Annotated in this window: 16 protein-coding genes and 1 pseudogene; 5 read left to right on the plus strand and 12 right to left on the minus strand. The window is 60.6% G+C overall.

From position 1 onward, the window contains the following. The 6 genes and pseudogenes from ACQ4W6_RS24710 to ACQ4W6_RS24735 form a co-directional block, all read right to left on the minus strand. A pseudogene (locus tag ACQ4W6_RS24710) lies at nt 1-369 on the minus strand (IS4 family transposase); the annotation flags it as partial. Between the two features lie 354 nt (nt 370-723). Further along, complete coding sequence (locus tag ACQ4W6_RS24715) at nt 724-2,313, minus strand: sensor domain-containing diguanylate cyclase (protein ID WP_436569814.1); 1,590 nt, start codon at nt 2,311-2,313, stop codon at nt 724-726. A 331-nt stretch (nt 2,314-2,644) separates the two neighbouring features. Then, entirely contained in the window at nt 2,645-2,887 is a 243-nt protein-coding gene (locus tag ACQ4W6_RS24720) for a hypothetical protein (protein WP_436569815.1), read from the minus strand. A gap of 182 nt (nt 2,888-3,069) precedes the next feature. After that, nucleotides 3,070-4,515: an ATPase domain-containing protein gene (locus ACQ4W6_RS24725; RefSeq protein ID WP_436569816.1), complete on the minus strand. Its 1,446-nt coding sequence runs from the start codon at nt 4,513-4,515 to the stop codon at nt 3,070-3,072. Further along, entirely contained in the window at nt 4,515-4,928 is a 414-nt protein-coding gene (locus tag ACQ4W6_RS24730) for a hypothetical protein (protein WP_436569817.1), read from the minus strand. The genes ACQ4W6_RS24725 and ACQ4W6_RS24730 overlap by 1 nt, the downstream gene beginning before the upstream one ends. 72 nt (nt 4,929-5,000) lie before the next feature. After that, entirely contained in the window at nt 5,001-6,314 is a 1,314-nt protein-coding gene (locus ACQ4W6_RS24735; RefSeq protein ID WP_436569818.1) for a hybrid sensor histidine kinase/response regulator, read from the minus strand. 491 nt (nt 6,315-6,805) lie between these two features. Here ACQ4W6_RS24735 and ACQ4W6_RS24740 point away from each other — a divergent pair, with 491 nt between their 5' ends. Beyond that, nucleotides 6,806-7,798 carry an SMP-30/gluconolactonase/LRE family protein gene (locus tag ACQ4W6_RS24740; RefSeq protein WP_436569819.1) on the plus strand — a complete coding sequence of 331 codons (993 nt, stop codon included), beginning with the start codon at nt 6,806-6,808 and terminating at the stop codon, nt 7,796-7,798. On the opposite strand, the gene ACQ4W6_RS24745 is transcribed toward ACQ4W6_RS24740, so the two are convergent. Beyond that, nucleotides 7,785-8,852: an SDR family oxidoreductase gene (locus ACQ4W6_RS24745; protein ID WP_436569820.1), complete on the minus strand. Its 1,068-nt coding sequence runs from the start codon at nt 8,850-8,852 to the stop codon at nt 7,785-7,787. The two genes, ACQ4W6_RS24740 and ACQ4W6_RS24745, sit on opposite strands and share 14 nt — an antisense overlap. 96 nt (nt 8,853-8,948) lie before the next feature. On the opposite strand from ACQ4W6_RS24745, the gene ACQ4W6_RS24750 reads away from it, so the two are divergent. The 3 genes from ACQ4W6_RS24750 (at nt 8,949) to ACQ4W6_RS24760 (ending at nt 12,129) form a co-directional block, all read left to right on the plus strand. Then, nucleotides 8,949-9,863, plus strand: coding sequence for a LysR family transcriptional regulator (locus ACQ4W6_RS24750; protein ID WP_436569821.1), 915 nt, complete (start codon nt 8,949-8,951; stop codon nt 9,861-9,863). Nucleotides 9,864-9,942: 79 nt separating this feature from the next. Continuing rightward, entirely contained in the window at nt 9,943-10,977 is a 1,035-nt protein-coding gene (locus ACQ4W6_RS24755) for a MerR family transcriptional regulator (protein ID WP_436569822.1), read from the plus strand. A 66-nt stretch (nt 10,978-11,043) separates the two neighbouring features. Further along, nucleotides 11,044-12,129 (plus strand): hypothetical protein, encoded by a 1,086-nt coding sequence (locus ACQ4W6_RS24760; protein ID WP_436569823.1) that lies wholly within the window; start codon nt 11,044-11,046, stop codon nt 12,127-12,129. On the opposite strand, the gene ACQ4W6_RS24765 is transcribed toward ACQ4W6_RS24760, so the two are convergent. Both ACQ4W6_RS24765 and ACQ4W6_RS24770 read right to left on the minus strand, forming a co-directional pair. After that, nucleotides 12,126-13,337: a D-amino acid dehydrogenase gene (locus ACQ4W6_RS24765; RefSeq protein WP_436569824.1), complete on the minus strand. Its 1,212-nt coding sequence runs from the start codon at nt 13,335-13,337 to the stop codon at nt 12,126-12,128. The two genes, ACQ4W6_RS24760 and ACQ4W6_RS24765, sit on opposite strands and share 4 nt — an antisense overlap. Next, nucleotides 13,334-13,801, minus strand: coding sequence for a winged helix-turn-helix transcriptional regulator (locus tag ACQ4W6_RS24770; RefSeq protein WP_436569825.1), 468 nt, complete (start codon nt 13,799-13,801; stop codon nt 13,334-13,336). The genes ACQ4W6_RS24765 and ACQ4W6_RS24770 overlap by 4 nt, the downstream gene beginning before the upstream one ends. A gap of 90 nt (nt 13,802-13,891) precedes the next feature. Between ACQ4W6_RS24770 and ACQ4W6_RS24775 the strand changes: the two genes are divergently transcribed. Continuing rightward, entirely contained in the window at nt 13,892-15,082 is a 1,191-nt protein-coding gene (locus tag ACQ4W6_RS24775) for an MFS transporter (RefSeq protein ID WP_436569826.1), read from the plus strand. A 5-nt stretch (nt 15,083-15,087) separates the two neighbouring features. On the opposite strand, the gene ACQ4W6_RS24780 is transcribed toward ACQ4W6_RS24775, so the two are convergent. From ACQ4W6_RS24780 to ACQ4W6_RS24790, 3 genes are all read right to left on the minus strand, one after another. After that, nucleotides 15,088-15,783, minus strand: a complete 696-nt coding sequence (locus tag ACQ4W6_RS24780) for a Crp/Fnr family transcriptional regulator (protein ID WP_436569827.1) — start codon at nt 15,781-15,783, stop codon at nt 15,088-15,090. 164 nt (nt 15,784-15,947) lie between these two features. After that, entirely contained in the window at nt 15,948-16,631 is a 684-nt protein-coding gene (locus ACQ4W6_RS24785) for a response regulator (protein WP_436569828.1), read from the minus strand. A gap of 3 nt (nt 16,632-16,634) precedes the next feature. After that, nucleotides 16,635-17,870, minus strand: a complete 1,236-nt coding sequence (locus tag ACQ4W6_RS24790; protein ID WP_436569829.1) for a GAF domain-containing sensor histidine kinase — start codon at nt 17,868-17,870, stop codon at nt 16,635-16,637. Nucleotides 17,871-17,881 lie beyond the last annotated feature (11 nt).

Here is a 17,881-nt window from a genome sequence, read left to right on the forward strand (position 1 = left end):
GTCGGCGGCGACCAAGCGTAGCCCGCGCCAGCGCGGCACAAACCTGTCCTTCTCGGCGCGCGCGATGAGCCAGTCGTTGAGGCCCGGAATGGCGCTCAGGGATAGCTTGGCACGCGCCTGGGCGAACGCTTGCTCGGACACCTCGTGGACCAGTTGGGCTTGTTGGCGAAGATGGGCGAAGAAGGTGTCCAGTTCGGCCTGGATGCTCATCCGCATACCGGTCAGCATGATGGCGACCAGCGTCGCCAGGGGCAGCTTGCGGCAGCGCGGGAATGCGGTCGGATGATCGGTGTGGCGAGCGTCGAGGAGAAATTCTGGCGAGCATAATCGGGTGGGGAAATCTTGAAACAGCGTGGTCAGAACGGACATGGCAGCCAGTGGAAATAAAAATCCACACTGCCCGCCGCGATTTTAATTCGATGTCAAGTGTATTTGTATTAATGTTGAAAATAAATTACTTAAACGCACGCCAATCCCTTAACTTGGGTGGATTGAGCAGCCACCTACCCCGACTGATCGCAAGATCTCTTTCATCCTCACCGGAGCCGTTGACAAGGAAATGTTTGACTCGATGTCCCCGGATTCGAAAGCGCGCTGCAGTTCAAACAAAAGCTATCGTGAGCGCAGCAAGGAGAATGTCTCATGCACCCTGGATCACGATGGATATGCATGCCACTTCGGATTTAACCTGCGTAGCGGCAAAAGCATTGCTGGAACGATTTGCTAGATGTCTTGCTTCTCGCCCCCCTCCTTGTACGAGGAGGCAAAACAAACCTGATTACGCCCTGATGCTTTGGCCTTATACAATGCCTTATCGGCGGCCTCGACCAGTTCAACTGGCTTGCTCGCTAAATGCATCGGTGTAAAGGATTCCACACCGATACTAACCGTCACAACACCGAACGGATTTCCTGTATGTTCAATCCCCATCGATTGAACAGCACTACGGATACTCTCTGCGACAGCCAATGTGCCAAGGAGATCAGTTCCCGGCAGCAAAACGACCATCTCTTCGCCCCCATAACGCGCCGCAAGATCACCTGGTCTACGCATACTGTAGCCCACCACCTTGCCAATTTCTCTGAGACATTCGTCGCCGGCCACATGGCCATAGATATCGTTGTACTGTTTGAAGAAATCAACATCTATCATGACCAGTCCAAGCGAAGTTTCACCGCGCTGTGCACGACTAAACTCCCCAAACAACGACTCGTCAAAGTGACGCCGATTCCCTAGTCCCGTAAGCCCATCCTGGCTAGCAAGACGTGCCAAAGTTTCATTGATTAACTCCAACTCATTGCCAGTCTCTCTGAGTTTTTGCTCAGTCTTTGATCGTAATTCTATTTGCCTGACCATACGAAACCCGAGGAATGCGATGAGTAATACCAGCATCCCGCCTATTACATTTTGCAAATATGCATCAGTGCGCCAACTAGCCAAAATTTCATCTTGCGACAACGCAGCCGAAACTACCAATGGATATTCCTCTATTCTACGATAGCTATTAATACGTGTGACACCATCCAAGCCAGATTTTATTACTGCCGTACCAACCGGACCTTTCGGCAAGTAACTATTAAATACTGGCAGTTTTGATATATCGCGCCCCAGTGAGGCTTCATCAAAGGGTCTTCTAAGTAAAAGTATTCCCTTTCCACTTGCAATAAATATTGCCCCTCGCTCTCCTATAGAAAATCGATCATAAAATACTTTAAAGTAGCTCATGTCAATTGTCGCAAGAGCAACCCCTCCAAAACCTCCATCTGGAAGATTAATCCGACGCGATACCGTAATAATCCAATCGTTAGTTGACTTGCTACGTACCGGAGGACCTATGTAAGGACCCCGGTCGGTATGTGTTTGATGGTATTTGAAATACTCTCGATCCGAATTATTCAAATTCTTCAGTAAAACTTCCTGAGAATTCACTAGCCAACTGCCATCTTTCGCATAGATGAAAATCCCATGCAACTGGGGTAACTCTGCCATACGAGCAACCAGCAATTTATGAATACGGGAAAGCTGAAGGTCTGAGGCGCCATCCGTTTCAAGCCGCTCCACCAATCCGACCAACACAGTATCAGCTTCTTTGATCGTGTCATACGCATGCTGAGCAACTGATTTTGCCAGGTTAGAGCTTTCCTGGAATGCTTCGTTCAGTTGTATCTCCCTTGCACGCAAGGTCGTCCATAATTGGATTGCAAGAAGAGCCAGACAAACCAATACGACAAATGAAATCGCCAGCGGCAACAAGGAAATCCGCCGCAAGCCCGAACCCATCCAGCGTGTCGGTAGACTGTCCGAATTAGCCATTGCACCCCCAGTTTTATGTGGGTCAGAGTGTGCGCCAATTACGTAAAAAAATATACACATCTAATAAATAAGATGCAGAAAATTCCCATTGCAATCTTTTCTTGATTCTTCAGTAATACCCTTTGGCGGAACGTGAAAAAACCGCCCCATGGGCGGCTTGTGCGATGGCTGGGGTGCGCTTGCGCGGCTGGGCTGAGACCCGGCGCTGTCGGCTAGCGCGACGTGCTGCTCATCCTGGGCGACCGGCACGGGCCTTCGCCGCCTGCGCCTTATCGTGATCGTCGCGCCAATCGACGCCGCAGAGGCGGCACAGCGGCCCGGAACAATCTCCCTATCGCCGATTCAACCCCACATACTCCCCCGGCAACCCCGCCACTTCCAGCGCATCGGCAAAGGCCAGCAGGAATTTTGCCGGGCCATGCTCAGACGTGAGCAGCGATGCGCCCTTGTGACGCAACAACTTCAGCACTTCCTGCTGATGCGCCTGGTATTCACTGGAGTTGCCATAGAACGTTTGATACATCTCAAGGGTTTCCATGGCCTTGGCGGCCAAGATGAATTCGGGCTTATCCATGATGTCTCCTGGTGGTGAACGCAGAAAAATACTGACCGCAGCCGCAGCGCGGCTGGCCGGGCTATTCCGGCCATAGGTGCGTTTCCATCATACGCCTCATCTCATCGGCTGCAACGCTCGATAGCATTTTCATGTTCTGCGGCAAGGTAATGGAGCCCCTGACGCGGCTGGCCAGCTGCGGCCTAGGCGCGGTAAGGCTCGCCCGACAGGTGGCCCTGATATTGGCTGCGGGCGGCGTCAATTTTCATGCCTTCGGCGTCGATATCGTAGAAGCGGATATCCTTGCTGTGTCTGCTGCCGCGCACCTTCACTACCGACACCACCCGCTTGAGCTGGCCATCGAGCTCGACGTAACGCTGCATGATGATGGCGTCGGTCAGGAAGGCGTTGCCGTAGGAACTGAAGCGCAGTACGCTGTACTGGTCTTCCAGCTCGGCCGTCATCAGCACCGAGACCCCCATGTCCGTCAGCGCCGCCACCAGGCGATACAGCGATTCGCGAAAATCCTCGCGGAACATGGAGGCCAGCGCCATTTCAAAACCGGACAGGGAATCGATCACCACGCGTTTTGCCTTCATGCGCGTGATCATGCCCACCAGGTCGTGCAGGATTTCATCGAGCGACAGGTCGAGCGTGCGCGTGTTGATCACGCCGATCTGGCCCGAATTGACGAGCGCATTGAGTTGATGGCTGAGCAGCTGATTCGGGCTTTTCTCGAAAGCTGCGATCACGCCTGGCTCGCCGCAGCGCACGCCCTCGGTCAGGAATTGCGTGGCCAGCACGGTCTTACCCGAACCGGACGGCCCCACCAGCAGCAGCGAGTAGCCAGCCGGCAAGCCCCCCCCCATCATGGTGTCGAGTTCGGGCACGCCCAGCGACAAACGTTCGTTGCCGGAAATGCTGACCGTTTCCATGCCACTGGCCTTGAGCACGGCACGCGAGAAAATTTCCACCCCGCTGTCATTGATGCGGAAGGTATGCACACCCAGGCTTTGCGCCTGGCCGCGCATCTTGACCACCTGGATCTTGCGCACCATGGCATCGCGATGCACCAGTTGCGACAGCCACAGGATGCCGTCGGCGACCGTAAACACGGCGCTCGATTCAGCCTCGGGCGCCAGGTATTCGCCGATCAGGAAGGTCGTTGCCAGCCAGCTGGTCATCTGCGTGCCCAGTTGCTGCACAAAATGCTGCAGGCCGGCCGCGCCCGTATCCATGCCCTTCGCCGACTGCACCACGGAGCGGAAGGAATCGACGAAGACGAGGCTGGGCGAGAACGCCTCCACCTCTTCGGCGATGCGCGCCAGCACGCGGTCGAAATCGCCGTCCAGCAAATCGGCCGACAAATTGACGAACTTGATCGACTGGTTGATTTTTTCCACAGCGAAGAAGGGAAACTGCTGTTGATAACGCAACATTTTCAGAGGCGGCTCGCCCAGCACCGTGAAGAACAGCGCCTTGCGCTCCGGCGTGGCGAGTGAAAACATGATCTGGTGCGCGAGTGTCGTCTTGCCGCTGCCAGGCATGCCAGCCACCAGATTGAAAGAAAATTCAGGTATTCCGCCGCCCAGTAGTTCGTCCAGTCCTGGCACGCCAGTGGCCAGCCGTTGGATGGTAACTTTGTTCATTAGTTCGGCTCCGTTCCAGCATTATTCACAACGTCATCGCCCCAGGCTTTCAAGAGGATGCTATTCGTTAAGAGTTCGCCAATTAATAAAATGAGGGTGTTGATGAAGTGCATCATCATCGCCGTACTGGCCAGACAGGCGACGCTATCTGGCTGGCCGCGCAAGTCGGCACGCAAGGTGTCCATCGCAGCCTCACGGGCTTGCGGCGGATGGCGGGTTAACCAGCTGAACTGTTTCTGACTCTGGTGCACACTGCGGGCATACATCGAGTCCACGCCCCGTTCGCCAATAATCTGGTTCAATTCAGCGGCCAGCCGCTCCCAAAGGCGAATACTGACGTCTGCCACTGCACCTGGGTCGCGTCGCAGCACGTGCTCAATCATGCACTGCCGCTGTTCATGGACTGTGGCCATAGTCGGATCTTTTCTCTGCGGTTTTCGGTGTATAGACCATGTTGAACAAAAGCGTCAGGAATACCTCGCCCATCAGCGAGGACCTTGTGCCGTGATGATTTTTGACAGGGCGGCGATATTTAGCGGTTTCACCAGGTAATGATCAAACCCCGCCTCCCCAGCCCTGTCATACTGGTCCAGCTGGCTGTAGCCTGAAGCGGCGACAAAGCAAGGCAAGGGTGCGGCCAGGGCCGCACGCGCCGAACTGATTACTTGATAGCCATCCATGCCCGGCAAACCGATGTCGCACACGATCACGTCGTATGGTGCATCGAGCGCGGCGCGCAAGCCGCTCGGGCCATCGTGGCGGACGTCGACCTGGTGACCGTCCTGCGCCAGCAACAGCGCCAGCATTTCGGCCGCGTCGGCGTTGTCTTCGATCAACAATACGCGCCGTGGCAAGACCGCGCCCGAGGCCTGCTCCTCGTTGCCAGGCTGCGGCAGCGACAAGGAAGACAAGGGGAATTTCAAGATGAACTGGCTGCCGAGGCCCACCCCGGCACTGAAGACATCCACCGTTCCGCCATGTAGCTGGGTAATGGTGCGCACCAGCGAGAGGCCGATGCCAAGGCCGCCCTGGGCCCGCTCCAGCGAACGGAAGCCCTGGGTGAACAAATCGAAGATGTAGGGCTGGATATCGGGGGAAATGCCGGCGCCATCGTCGCTGATGGTTATTTCCACCAAGTTATCGTCACGCCTGGCAACGATGTCGATGTGGCCAAACTCGTGGGTAAATTTGCTTGCGTTGATGAGCAGGTTGGCAAAGACCTGCGTCAGGCGCACCAGGTCGCCCTCGAGCACCAGCGGCTCTTTCGGCAAGGTCATGCTCAATACCTGCTGGCGCTGGCTGATGTTCGCCTGGCCTGTCTCCACGGCACTGGCAAGGATATCGCTCAGCAGCAAAGGCGCCGTCTGCAGCGTGACCTTGCCGCTGCTGACGCGCGAGGCGTCCAGCAAATCGTCGATCAGACGGGCCATGTGGCCCACCTGGCGGCCGATCACGCCATGCACATGCGCCAGTTGGGGATCGAGATCGACCATCTTGGCCAGCATTTCATTGGCCATCGCCAAGGGCTGCAGGGGATTGCGCAATTCATGGGCCAGCATGGCCAAAAATTCCGTCTGGCGCAAGCTGGCCGCCTCTGCGGAGGCCTGCATATCCTGCGCGCCAAACGTAGCCAATACGAGGTGTTGATTCGCTTCGCGCAACTGGGAAATCAACAGGTTGAAGGCCTCGGATTTATCCTGTTCCTGGACTTGCATCTTCGCCATGATCAGCAACTGATTGATCGTTTCGCGCAGCAACTTGATTTCGCGGCGATGCACGGCATGCATATCTTGTGTCACTGGCAATTGCATAGAGGAGGCATTCTCAGGAGTCGGCGAGAGTGCGGTGTAGCGCATGATGACGATGTTCGGCTTGTGAGGCCGGCCCAAAGACTACTCTTCGCCCATCGGCGCTCACTCAGGCATCGCCGTGCACGCCAGCTCCATTGCTGCATACGGTATATTTCTGTATCTTTGAACACCATACTCTATTTCCCCGGTGAACTGGACGATTTACATTACTTATCGTTCACAGTTCCGCAGAGGATCACTGGACAGGCAAGCTGCCATCCCATGGCCAGTGCCGACTGCCCGGCGCCGCGCCGCGTTGCTTGTACCTGGGAAAAAGATGACGGAGCAGCCTTGCCAACAGTCGCTCTTGGAACAGGATCCACGACTATCATTACAGTATAGTCAGATTGATAGCAAGCACAATATGCCTTGAGTTGGCCGCGTCCCCACCCGCGCACGTCGGGTAACATACGCCACTTTCGCCTTACAAAGAGCGCCCCATGCATCCATCCCGATACGCCCTGCCGTGGCTGCGCGTGCCGCTGCAGACCCTGCTGCTGGCCATGCCGCTGGCCACCTTGTCCGCCTGCGCCAGCCCGCCAGCGCACGAAGCGCTGTTCCTTGCCACCACCCTGACAGCGGCGCATTCCTTTACCAAGGGCATCGAAGGTCCGGCCGTGGATGCGGAAGGCAATATCTACGCCGTCAATTTTGCGCGCCAGCAAACCATCGGCAAGGTGCGCCCTGACGGCAGCGGCGAAGTATGGCTGAGCTTGCCCGGCACCAGCATCGCCAACGGCATCCGCTTCGGCAGCCGTGGGCAGATGTATCTGGCCGACTACATGGAACACACGATTTACCTGGTCGACCCGGCCACGCGCGCGCTCACCATCCACGCGCGCGACGCGCGCATGACGCAGCCGAACGACATCGCCATCACGAAGGACGACGTGCTGTATGCGAGCGACCCGAACTGGAAGGAAAATACGGGCCGCGTGTGGCGCATCGCGCAGGACGGCACGGTGAGCCTGGCGCTCGACACCATGGGCACGGCCAACGGCATCGAAGTGAGTCCCGATGGCAAGACTTTGTATGTGAATGAAAGCGTGCAGCGCAATATCTGGGCCTACACCATTGAAGCGGACGGCAGCCTGACGGGCAAGCGCCTGCTGATCAAGTTTGACGATTTCGGCATGGACGGCATGCGCGTGGACGTCGACGGCAACCTGTATGTGACGCGCTACGGCAAGGGTAGCGTGGTGAAATTGTCGCCGCAGGGGCGCATCTTGCGCGAGATCAGCGTGCCTGGCGCCAAGCCCAGCAATATCACCTTTGGCGGGCCGGACGGCCGCACGGCATATGTGACGGAAGTGGTGCAGGGGCGCCTGCTGCAATTTCACGTCGACCGGCCGGGGCTGGAATGGCAGCGGGCGCAAGAGAACAAGGCCAAGGCCAGCGCAGCCGCTGCCAGCAAAAACGTCAGCGGGGAATGATGCGCTCGGCCTTCAGGCGCTCGAACAGCGCAATGAAGGCGTCTTGCGTATCCTGGTAGTCCAGGAAGCCTGCCTTGCGGCTCTTGCCCATGTCCGTCATCACTTCCATCGGCCGGCCCAGGTCGGCATCCGTATGCCACCATGAAGCCAGGCGGCCGATGTCCGCTTCCAGCAATTGATGCTCGTGCGCAATGGCACGCCACTGCGCGGGCGCGTCCTGCATGCGCCCGGCCAGCGGCGCCATCGTCTCGGGCAAGTCTTGCGCCTCGACACCAAAATACGCGGCCAGGCGCGGCCACAGCCACTTCCAGCGGAACACGTCGCCATTGACGATGTTGAAATCCTCGTTGCGCGCGGCGGGGCTATCCGCCGCCCACGCCAGGTGGCGCGCGATCTGGCCCGCGTCCGTCATGTCCGAGAGACCATGCCATTGCGCGCTTGAGCCGGGAAAGACAAAGGGCTGGCCGCTGGCCTTGCACAGGCTCGCATACACGGCCAAGGTCAGCCCCATGTTCATGGCATTGCCCAGCGCATGGCCGATGATGGTGTGCGGGCGATGCACGCTCCAGCTAAAGCCATATTGCGCGGCCGCGTCGAACAGGCGGTCTTCCTGCGCGTAGTAGAAATTATCCACATCCTGGCGGCCCTGCTCTTCGCGAAACGGCGTGACGGGCACGCTGCCTTTGCCATACGCATCGAACGGTCCCAGATAATGCTTGAGGCCCGTCACCAGCGCCGCGTGGCGCAAATGACCGGCGGGTCCCAGCGCGGCCAGCACATTGGCCACCATGGCGCCGTTGACGCGGATGTTTTCCTGCTCGTTGGCCTGGCGCGCCCAGGCCGTAAAGAAGACGTGGCTGGCATCCATGCCGGCCAGGGCGGCAGCGACGGCCGCGCCGTCCGTGGCATCGAGCGGCAAGGACGCACAGCCGTCTGGCACGGGCGTGCGACCGCGCGAGACGCCCGTGACCTTCCAGCCCTCGCCGAGCAAATGCCTGGCCAGGTTGCTGCCGATGACGCCACTGGCGCCGATGATGAGGGCATGTTTTTGCATGATGTGTCGCTCCAGAAGAAAGAAATATCATATACGCGACTACAATTCTTATCTGCGATACTATTTCACCATATTCATGAATAAAATTCCCGAATCATGTTTTCATCCGAACACTTGAAAGGCATCACGCCATTTCTCGCCACGGCGGACGCGGGCAGCTTTACCAAGGCTGCCGAACGCCTGCACCTGAGCAGCTCGGCCGTCAGCAAGAGCGTGGCGCGGCTGGAGCAACGCCTGGGCGTGATGCTGTTCGAGCGCAGCACGCGCCGCTTGAAACTGAGCGATGCGGGGCGCGCCTATTACGCCACCTGCAAGCGCGTGCTGCAGGAACTGGCGGACGCGGAAGACGTGCTGGCCGAACACGCGACGGAACTGGCCGGCAAGGTGCGCATCGGCGTGCCCGCCTCGTATGGCCGCATGCGCGTGATGCCGGCGCTGTTGCAGTTGTGCGCGCAATATCCGCGGCTGCAGCCGTCCATCGCCTTCAGCGACCGCTTCGTCGACCTGTTCGAGGAACGCATCGATATCGCCGTGCGCATCGGCACCCCCACGCACTGGCCCGCCGCGCTGGGCCAGATGTACCTGGGCAACGAACGCCTAATCCTGTGCGCCGCCCCCGCCTATATTGCGCGGCGCGGCACGCCAGCGTCCATCGCGCAACTGGAGCAGCACGACTGCATCGCCTATGGGCGCGGCGACGGCTCGCCCATGCCGTGGGTATTCAATGCCGATGACCACGGCGGCCAGCTGGAACACCGCGTGACGGCGCCGCGCATGACGCTGGGCGACGCCGAAGCACGCAGGGCTGCCGTGCTGGCGGGCCTGGGCGTGGCGCAGCTGGCCACCTGGCTGGTGGACGAGCACTTGGCGTCGGGCGCCATCGTGGAAGTGCTACCGCAGCTGGCCACGCAAGGCTTGCCCCTGTACCTGGCATGGCCGCTGGCGCGCCAGTTGACGCCAAAAACAGGCACCCTCCTGCAGGAACTGCGCCAGCGATTGACGATCAGCTGATTCAGTTAAACATGATGCTTGACCCTGACGTTGCGTCAGGCTTGATAGTGCAGTCACGCACCCGAAAAAGGAACACGCCATGCTGTTGAAAATAGGTGAACTGGCCAGGCTGACGGGCTTGACCATACGCACCTTGCACCATTACGACAGCATCGGCCTGCTCTCGCCTTCGGCGCGCACGCAAGCTCGCTACCGCCTGTACCAGCACGGCGACATGGACCGGCTGCACCGGATCATGGCGCTGCGCAAGTTCGGGCTGTCGCTGGCCGATATCGCCAATGCACTCGCCGGCCCCGAGCTGCCCCTGACCGCCATCGTGGCGCAGCAGATCGCCATGCTGGAACGCCAGATCGCGCAGGCATCCAGCCTGCGCCAGCGCCTGCACAGTTTGCAGGCGCAACTGGCGCAGGGACAGCCACCGGAGCTGGCCGAGTGGCTCACTACGATGGAGTTGATGACCATGTACGACACATACTTTAGCCCCGAAGAACTGCAGCAATTGCCGCTGCTGACCGATGCAGCCGTGGAACAGGAATGGAAAGAATTGGTAGCCAGGGTACGCGCACTGCAGGCGAGCGGAGCAGGAGCCGACGATGCCCAGGCGCAGGCGCTGGCCACGCAATGGATGGTCAAGCTGGTGCGCGACACGGGCGCCCACCCTGGCCTGTTTGCGCGCCTGAACAGCATGCACGCGCAGGAACCGGCCATGCAGCACAGCACCAGCATCGATGCGAACCTGATGCAGTTCATCCTCGCCGCCTTCAATGCCTCGCGCATGGCGCTATATCGCCCTTTCTTGAATGCACAGGAATACGCGCATTTACTGGCCAACTATGGCAAGCGCTCGGGCGAATGGCCAGACCTGATCGCCGCCGTGCGCGCCGCCATGGATACGCGCACGGCGCCCACCGACCCCGCCGTGCTGCAACTGGCACGGCATTGGCTGGTGCTGTTTCGCGCGTATGCGGGCACGGACCCGGCCACGCAGCTCAAATTCCGCCAGGCGCACCAGCAAGAACCGCGCCTGATGCAAGGCAGCTTTGTCGATGGCGCCATGCTGCAATACCTGGGCGCGGCGATGGCCGTGGTGGCGCAGGAGCGGCCCGGCGCATAGTTGGCGTGCGGCATCTTCTTGACCTGAGCCTGTAGAATCGGCCATCGCCAATCACAGGAACACCCGATGCGCCGCTTCTTGCTTGCCTGTCTGTCCCTGCCCGCCCTGAATCCCGCCATGGCGGCCGATGCGCCCGTGCAAGGGGTATGGCAGGGCACCTTGGGCAAGGCCAGCGTGGTAGCCTGCTTCAACCAGCCCAGTCCCACACAAGGGTCGGACCGCAGCGGCAGCTATTACTACACGCGCTACAAGAGCCCCATCATGCTGGCCAGGCCGAACGGCAAGGTTTTATGGGAGGAATCGAATGCCAAGGGCGACACCACGGGCACCTGGAGCTTGCATGCGCAGCAAGGCAGCAAGCTGGACGGCACCTGGACCGAGCCGAAAAGTGGCAAGACCCTGCCGCTGGCCTTGACCTTGCTGGAAGCGGCGGGCGATCGCGAACATCCGTCCTGCGCCAGCGATGCGTACAACTTGCCGCTGGAAGAGTTTCCCAGCATCAAGGTGAGCAAACCTATCACCTTCGAGGGCAAGCAATACCGCAACCTGACGCTCGCCGACACGGTCACGCTGGAACTAATCGGGGCAGGCCTGGGCGACGGCGTGACGAAGATCAACGCCCAGCTGCGCGCCGTGCTGGCGAAGAACCGGCAGGACCTGGCAGACTTCTTTGCCACGCGCCGCGAGTATCTGGGGCGCAACGGTTTCACCACGCAAGATGAAGTGTATGCGGAACCGTCCTACTGGTCCTCGCGCTGGGTCACGCTACGCTTTTACCGCTGGCCAGCCGGCTACGGCGCCAATGGCATCTCCATCAAGTTGCGCACCTGGGACGTGAAAACGGGGCAGGAAACGGACGTCTGGCACTGGTTTGGCGCCAGCGCCAGCGATGGTGACGACAAGGCCGAATTGCCGGACCGCCTGCGGCAAGCCCTGTTCAAGGAGGTGAAAATCGATGCCGGGTGCAAGAACACGGATTACGACGGCCGTGGCCGCTTCCACCTGTCCCTGAAGCCGGAAGGCGTGTCGTTCTGGGAAGACGCGAACGGCAGCGGCTGCGAAAACGACTTCCTGCTGCCGTATGACAAGGCCGGCCCCTTCCTCTCCGCCAAGGGACACGCCGCGCTCAGCGATTTATTGCCAAAGAATTAGGCAGCCACCGCAGCGGCGACGGCCTGTGCCACCATCTCGGCTGTCGCCCCCGCCAGGGTCCAGCCCAGGTGGCCATGGCCCGTGTTGTAGTACACGCCGGGCGCCTTGCCGCGCCCCACTTTCGGCAGCATGTCCGGCAACATGGGCCGCAAGCCGGCCCACGGGATTACCTTGCGCGTATTCACATCTGGAAAGCATTGCTCCACCCATTGCAGCAGCGGGCGAATGCGGTCGGCGCGGATGTCGTGATTGGCGCCGTTGAACTCGGCCGTGCCCGCCACGCGCAACCGGTCTTCGCCCAGGCGGCTGCTGACCAGCTTGGTGGCGTCGTCGAGCAGGCTGACGCAGGGCGCCGCCGCGCGGCTGGCCCCGTCGTCGAGCTGCACGGTAATCGAATAGCCTTTCACGGGATACACATTCACATGGTCGCCCAGGGACGCCGCCATGGCGCGGCTGGCCGTGCCCGCGCAGATGACGACGGCGTCGAACACATTGCTGTCTTGCCCCACCGCAACGCGCACCTTGCCGTGCTCGCGCGCCAGCGCCGTCACCTGTTCGCCATAGCGGCAGGCCACGCCCAGGCGCGCGCAGGCGTCGGCCAGGCCGCTGGTGAACTTGTGGATGTCGCCCGTGGAATCGCTGTCCGTGTAATAGCCGCCATAGTAGCCGCCCTGCAGGGCCGGTTCGATGGCGCGCATTTCCGCTGGAGTCACGGCGCGTCGCACCAGCCCGCCCTGCGCCAGCAGGCGCGACACGCCAGCTGCCCGCTCGAAGCCGCGCTGCTCGCGGTAGATATGCAGGATGCCGGCCCGCCTGTGATCAAAATCAATATTTTCTTCTTGCGCCCAGGCAAACAAATGTTCGCGCGCGGCGATCGCCATGCGCGCCGTGGCGATGGTATTGCGTTCATACGCTGGCATGGCGGCGAGAAACTCGGCAAACCAGCTCAGCTTGTGCCAGCTGGGCCGTGGATTGAGCAGCAGCGGCGCATCGCGCCTGGCCATCCATTTCAGGGCATTGAGCACGGTCGACTTGTGATTCCACACTTCCGCATGCGAGGCGGACAATTGCCCGCCATTCGCGAACGAGGTTTCCATGGCGGCATAGCGGTGGCGTTCGAGCAGGGTCACGTTCACGCCGCGTTTCGCCAGTGCATACGCCGTGGTCACGCCCGTGATGCCGCCGCCAAGCACGGCCACGCGCTTCATGCCTGCGACGCCACTTTGGGTGGCACCTTATGCACGACGGTATCGCCCGCCTGCAGCACGCGGCCGTCCGGCGCCAGCACGTCCATCTTACCCACGGGCAAACCCGAGCCGCGCTGCAGCAAGGCCGAATGCGCCTCGCCCGCATCGAACAATTGCGCCTCGCTCCACTGGCGCAAGCCCACCACGACGGGAAACAGCCCCAGTCCCTTGGGCGTGAGCACATATTGCTGGTAAGCCGTGCCGTCCGAGGCGGGTGCCACCGTAAAAATGCCCTCTTCGACCAGGGTGTGCAGGCGGTCGGCCAGGATATTGCGGGCCACGCCCAGGCTTTTCTGGAATTCGCCAAAGCGGCGCATGCCGTCGAAGGCATCGCGCACGATCAACAGCGCCCAGCGCTCGCCAATCACGTCGAGCGCGCGCGCCACGGGACAGGGATCGGTTTTCAGGCTCTTGCGCTTGGCCACAGGCTTCTCCAGTCATAAGTAGTTGCATTTTAAAACTTCTCGGCATAGACTCCAACTGGTTTTAATTTGAAACCACTTACCTGTCCCCCTATGCACGATACGACTCCCCCCATCACGACAACACTTCCCCCCTCCCTCGTCTGGCTGTTTGCCAGCGCAGCCGGCCTCAGCGTGGCCAATGTGTATTACGCCCAGCCTTTGCTGGCCACCCTGGCGCACGAATTTGGCATGCTGGAGGCCGCCAGCGGCATGGTGATCACAGCCACGCAGATCGGCTGCGCGCTGGCCTTGCTGCTGCTGGTGCCCCTGGGCGACATGCTGAACCGGCGCCGCCTGACCTTGATCCAGCTGGCCTTGCTGGTGATGACCCTGGCGGCGCTCGCTTGCGCCCGCAACACGGCCGCCTTGCTCGCCGGCATGCTGGCGGTCGGCTTGCTGGGCACGGCCATCACGCAAGGCTTGATCGCCTACGCGGCCAGTGCGGCGGCCAGCCATGAGCGGGGCCGTGTCGTCGGCATAGCGCAGGGCGGCGTGGTGATCGGCCTGTTGCTGGCGCGCACCTTGTCGGGCGTGGTGGCGGACCTGGCCGACTGGCGCGCCGTGTATATTGTGTCGGCGGGAATCTCTTGCGCCCTGCTGTTGCTGCTGTGGCGCAAGCTGCCGCCACCGCCGCTGCCCAGCCAAAAGATGGGCTATAGCGCCCTGCTTGCCTCGATGCTGGACATGTTGCTGCACAACAAAGTGCTGCGCGTACGCGGCGTGCTGGCCATGCTGATGTTTGCCGTGTTCAATATTTTCTGGAGCGCACTGGTGCTGCCCCTCACCAGGCAAGGCTATACGCATGCGGCCATCGGCGCCTTCGGGCTGGTGGGCGTGATCGGAGCGCTGGGCGCCGCGCGCGCCGGGGCGCTGGCGGACGCTGGACGCGCGCAATGGACCACCGGTGCGGCCCTGTTGCTGCTGTTGGCCGCATGGCTGCCGCTGAGCTTTGCCGGCGCGGCCCTGTGGCCCTTGATCATCGGCACCATCGCGCTCGATTTGGCGGGCCAGGCCATCCACGTGACCAATCAAAGCCTGATTTTCAAGGACGATAGCGACGCGCACAGCCGCCTGGTGGCGTGCTACATGCTGTTTTATGCGGTGGGAAGCGGCGTGGGCGCCATCGCCGCCACCAGCGTGTATGCGCTGGAAGGCTGGCATGGGGTGTGCGCGCTGGGCGCGGCGGTCAGCTTGCTCGCCCTGCTGTTTTGGCGGCTGACCTTGCCGGCTAAAAAAGTTTAAAAAGTTTAATTGAGCAAGGCCGAGGTGGAACCATGGCGATAGGTTTTCAGCGCGTCGGGCTGGATCTGGATCAGCGAACCGCTGACTTTAATCAGATGCAAGTCCGTCAGTTGGTGCAGCACGCGCGACAAAGTTGCAGGTGCCAGGTTCAAAAACGATGCCAACAGACTTTTCTTCAAGTCCAGCTTGACCTCGTTCGAACGCTGCTGGTCCGATGCCTGCAGCAAATACTCGACCACGCGCTGGGTGGCATTCTGCACGGAGCAGCGCTCCACGTTGCGGATAAAACCCATCAGGTGGTGCGACAGGCTGTTCATCATCTGGCGCGCGATGCGCGGCGACTGGTCCAGCAGGCGCAGCAGCGCGTGCGGCGGGATGCGCAGCAGCAGGCAGTGTTCGAGCGCCTCGGCGCAGAACGGATACGGCTCATCGAGGAAAATCATGGCTTCGCCGAAGCTCTGGCCGGGACGGATCAGTTCCAGTACCTTGTCCGTGCCTTCCAAGGAAAACACACTGAGCTTGACCAGGCCGAAGACCACCACGTAGGCGCCTTCTGCCACTTCGCCCTTGCGGAACAGCACTTTGCCTTTTTCCACTTCGACGCGCACGACATCCTGGCGCAATTGCTCTAATTGCGAAGGGGAAATATGGCGGAACAGAGCCTGGCTCGATAGCAATCCATCGACGTTGACCTTATGCATGACACTCTCTTCATTGGATTAGCGAATAACCAAGTGTAATGCGCGCACAGCGTCACGGCCATACGTCAAAGGAACTAGGGTGTCTAGTCAGGAACGCCATGCAGGTCAAATAATCGCGCATTATTCGCACTTTATGTGCGCCATATTTGATATTTACTTGATATTTACTTGCTCAATTCACGCTCGACTGCATACACGGCGATTTGCACGCGGCTGCTGAGCTTGAGCTTCTTGAGGATGTTTTGCACGTGGATTTTTACCGTGCTTTCCGCCACGTCGAGCTGGCGCGCGATTTCCTTGTTGCTCTGGCCGCGTGCCAGGCACGCCATGGCTTCGCGCTCGCGCGGCGTCAATTTATCGTAGTCGGCTACCGGTGCATTCTGGCCGGCGCGAAATTGCGACACCAGCTTGGCCGTCATGGCGTCGGCAATCACGGATTCGCCGGCGGCGGCGCGCAAGATGGCCTGTCCCAGCTGCTCGGCTTCGATGTTTTTCAGCAAGTAGCCGCGTGCGCCCGCGCGCAGGGCCGCGCCCAGGTCGGCCGCGTTTTCCGACACGGTCAGCATCAGCACCACCATCTGCGGAAAGTCCTGCAAGATCAGCTGCAGCGCTTCCACGCCGGACACGCCAGGCATGTTCAAGTCCATCAGCACCACGTCGGGCTGCAGCTCGGCCGCCAGCCGAACGCCGTCGAGTCCGTTCGCTGCCTCGCCCACCACCTGGAATTGCGGATTGCGCTGCAGCAGCAGCTTGACGCCGCTGCGCAGCAAGGTGTGGTCGTCGACCAGCAGGATTGTGATAGGAGCGTTCACTGTGTTGATATCTTTTGCCTGATAGGAAGGAATCATCTGTTACGCGGCCTGGCGCCGGGCCTCCGGCAAGGCCAGCGAGATCGTCGTGCCGCCGCCGGGCGTGCTATCGATGGCAAATTGCGCGCCGAGCCGCTCGGCTCTTTCCTGCATGATACGCAAGCCGATCTGCAATTCCGTTTTCTTGTCGCGCAGATGGGCGGCGAAGCCTTCGCCATCATCGCGCACCTGCAGCGAAAAATCGCGCCCGTTTTCCACCCGCAGCACCACGTGGCTGGCCTGCGCATGCTTGCGGATGTTCGACAGCGCTTCCTGCACGATGAACAGTATCTGCAGCTGCTGCTCGGGCGCCAGCGGCGCGCCGTTGCCGCTCATATCCAGCGTGCCCACCACGCCCGTCTGCAGCTCGAACTTGGCCAGTACCTCCATGAGCTTGCTTTCAAGGTCGCTGCCGTGCCAGCGCGTGCGGAAGTTGACCAGCAATTCGCGCACATCCTGGTAGCTCTGCTCAACGCCCATGCGCATCAGCGGCAGCACTTCAGCTGCTTCGTCGAGCTGGCCACGGCGCACGGAATCGTCGAGCATCTGCACTTGCAGGTTGATGAAATTGAGGCTTTGCGCGATGCTGTCATGCAAGCCTTCAGCCAGCAGGCTGCGTTCGCGCGCCACGGCAAATTCCTTTTCGCGCGCGATCAGGCGCTGGTTCTCGATGGCAATGCCCAGACTCTGGCCCAGGGTTTCCAGCCAGCCCTGCTGCTGCGCCTGTACCGCTTGCGGCTGCGCAAAATGCAGTGAAAAACTGCCCACCACCTGCGCGCGCGCGAGGATGGGAATGACGGCGATGGCGATAAAGCCTTCCTCCTGGCAACGGTAGCTCTGCAGCGCCTCAACCTGGCGGAAATCGCGGATCTGGATCACGCCCTGCGCCACGGCCGCGCCGCACAGGCAGTCGTTGTTGCGGATGCAGTGTTCCTCTTCCACCAGGGCATCGGAAATACCTTCATGCACGATGATGTGCACCGTGTCATTCTGCGGATCGAGGATGCGCACGGTGCCGCCTTCGGCTTGCGCGAACTGCATCACATGGCGCAGGAAGCCACGGCACAAGGCATCGATGGTGTGCTGGCCCGCCAGCAGGGTGGAAATCTCGTGCAGGGTGGCCAGCTGGCGTTCCTGCGCGGCGCTCAGGCCCGACCGGGACTGCTGCCCCAGGCGGCGCTGGCGCCAGCGCGAAGCGGGAAGTTGTTTGCGGGAAGGTTGACTGCGCGGCGCTTGCATGAATGAAAAAC

Origin of the sequence: Janthinobacterium woesei, assembly GCF_051380875.1 — a bacterium.
In the GTDB taxonomy this organism is placed as follows: domain Bacteria; phylum Pseudomonadota; class Gammaproteobacteria; order Burkholderiales; family Burkholderiaceae_D; genus Janthinobacterium.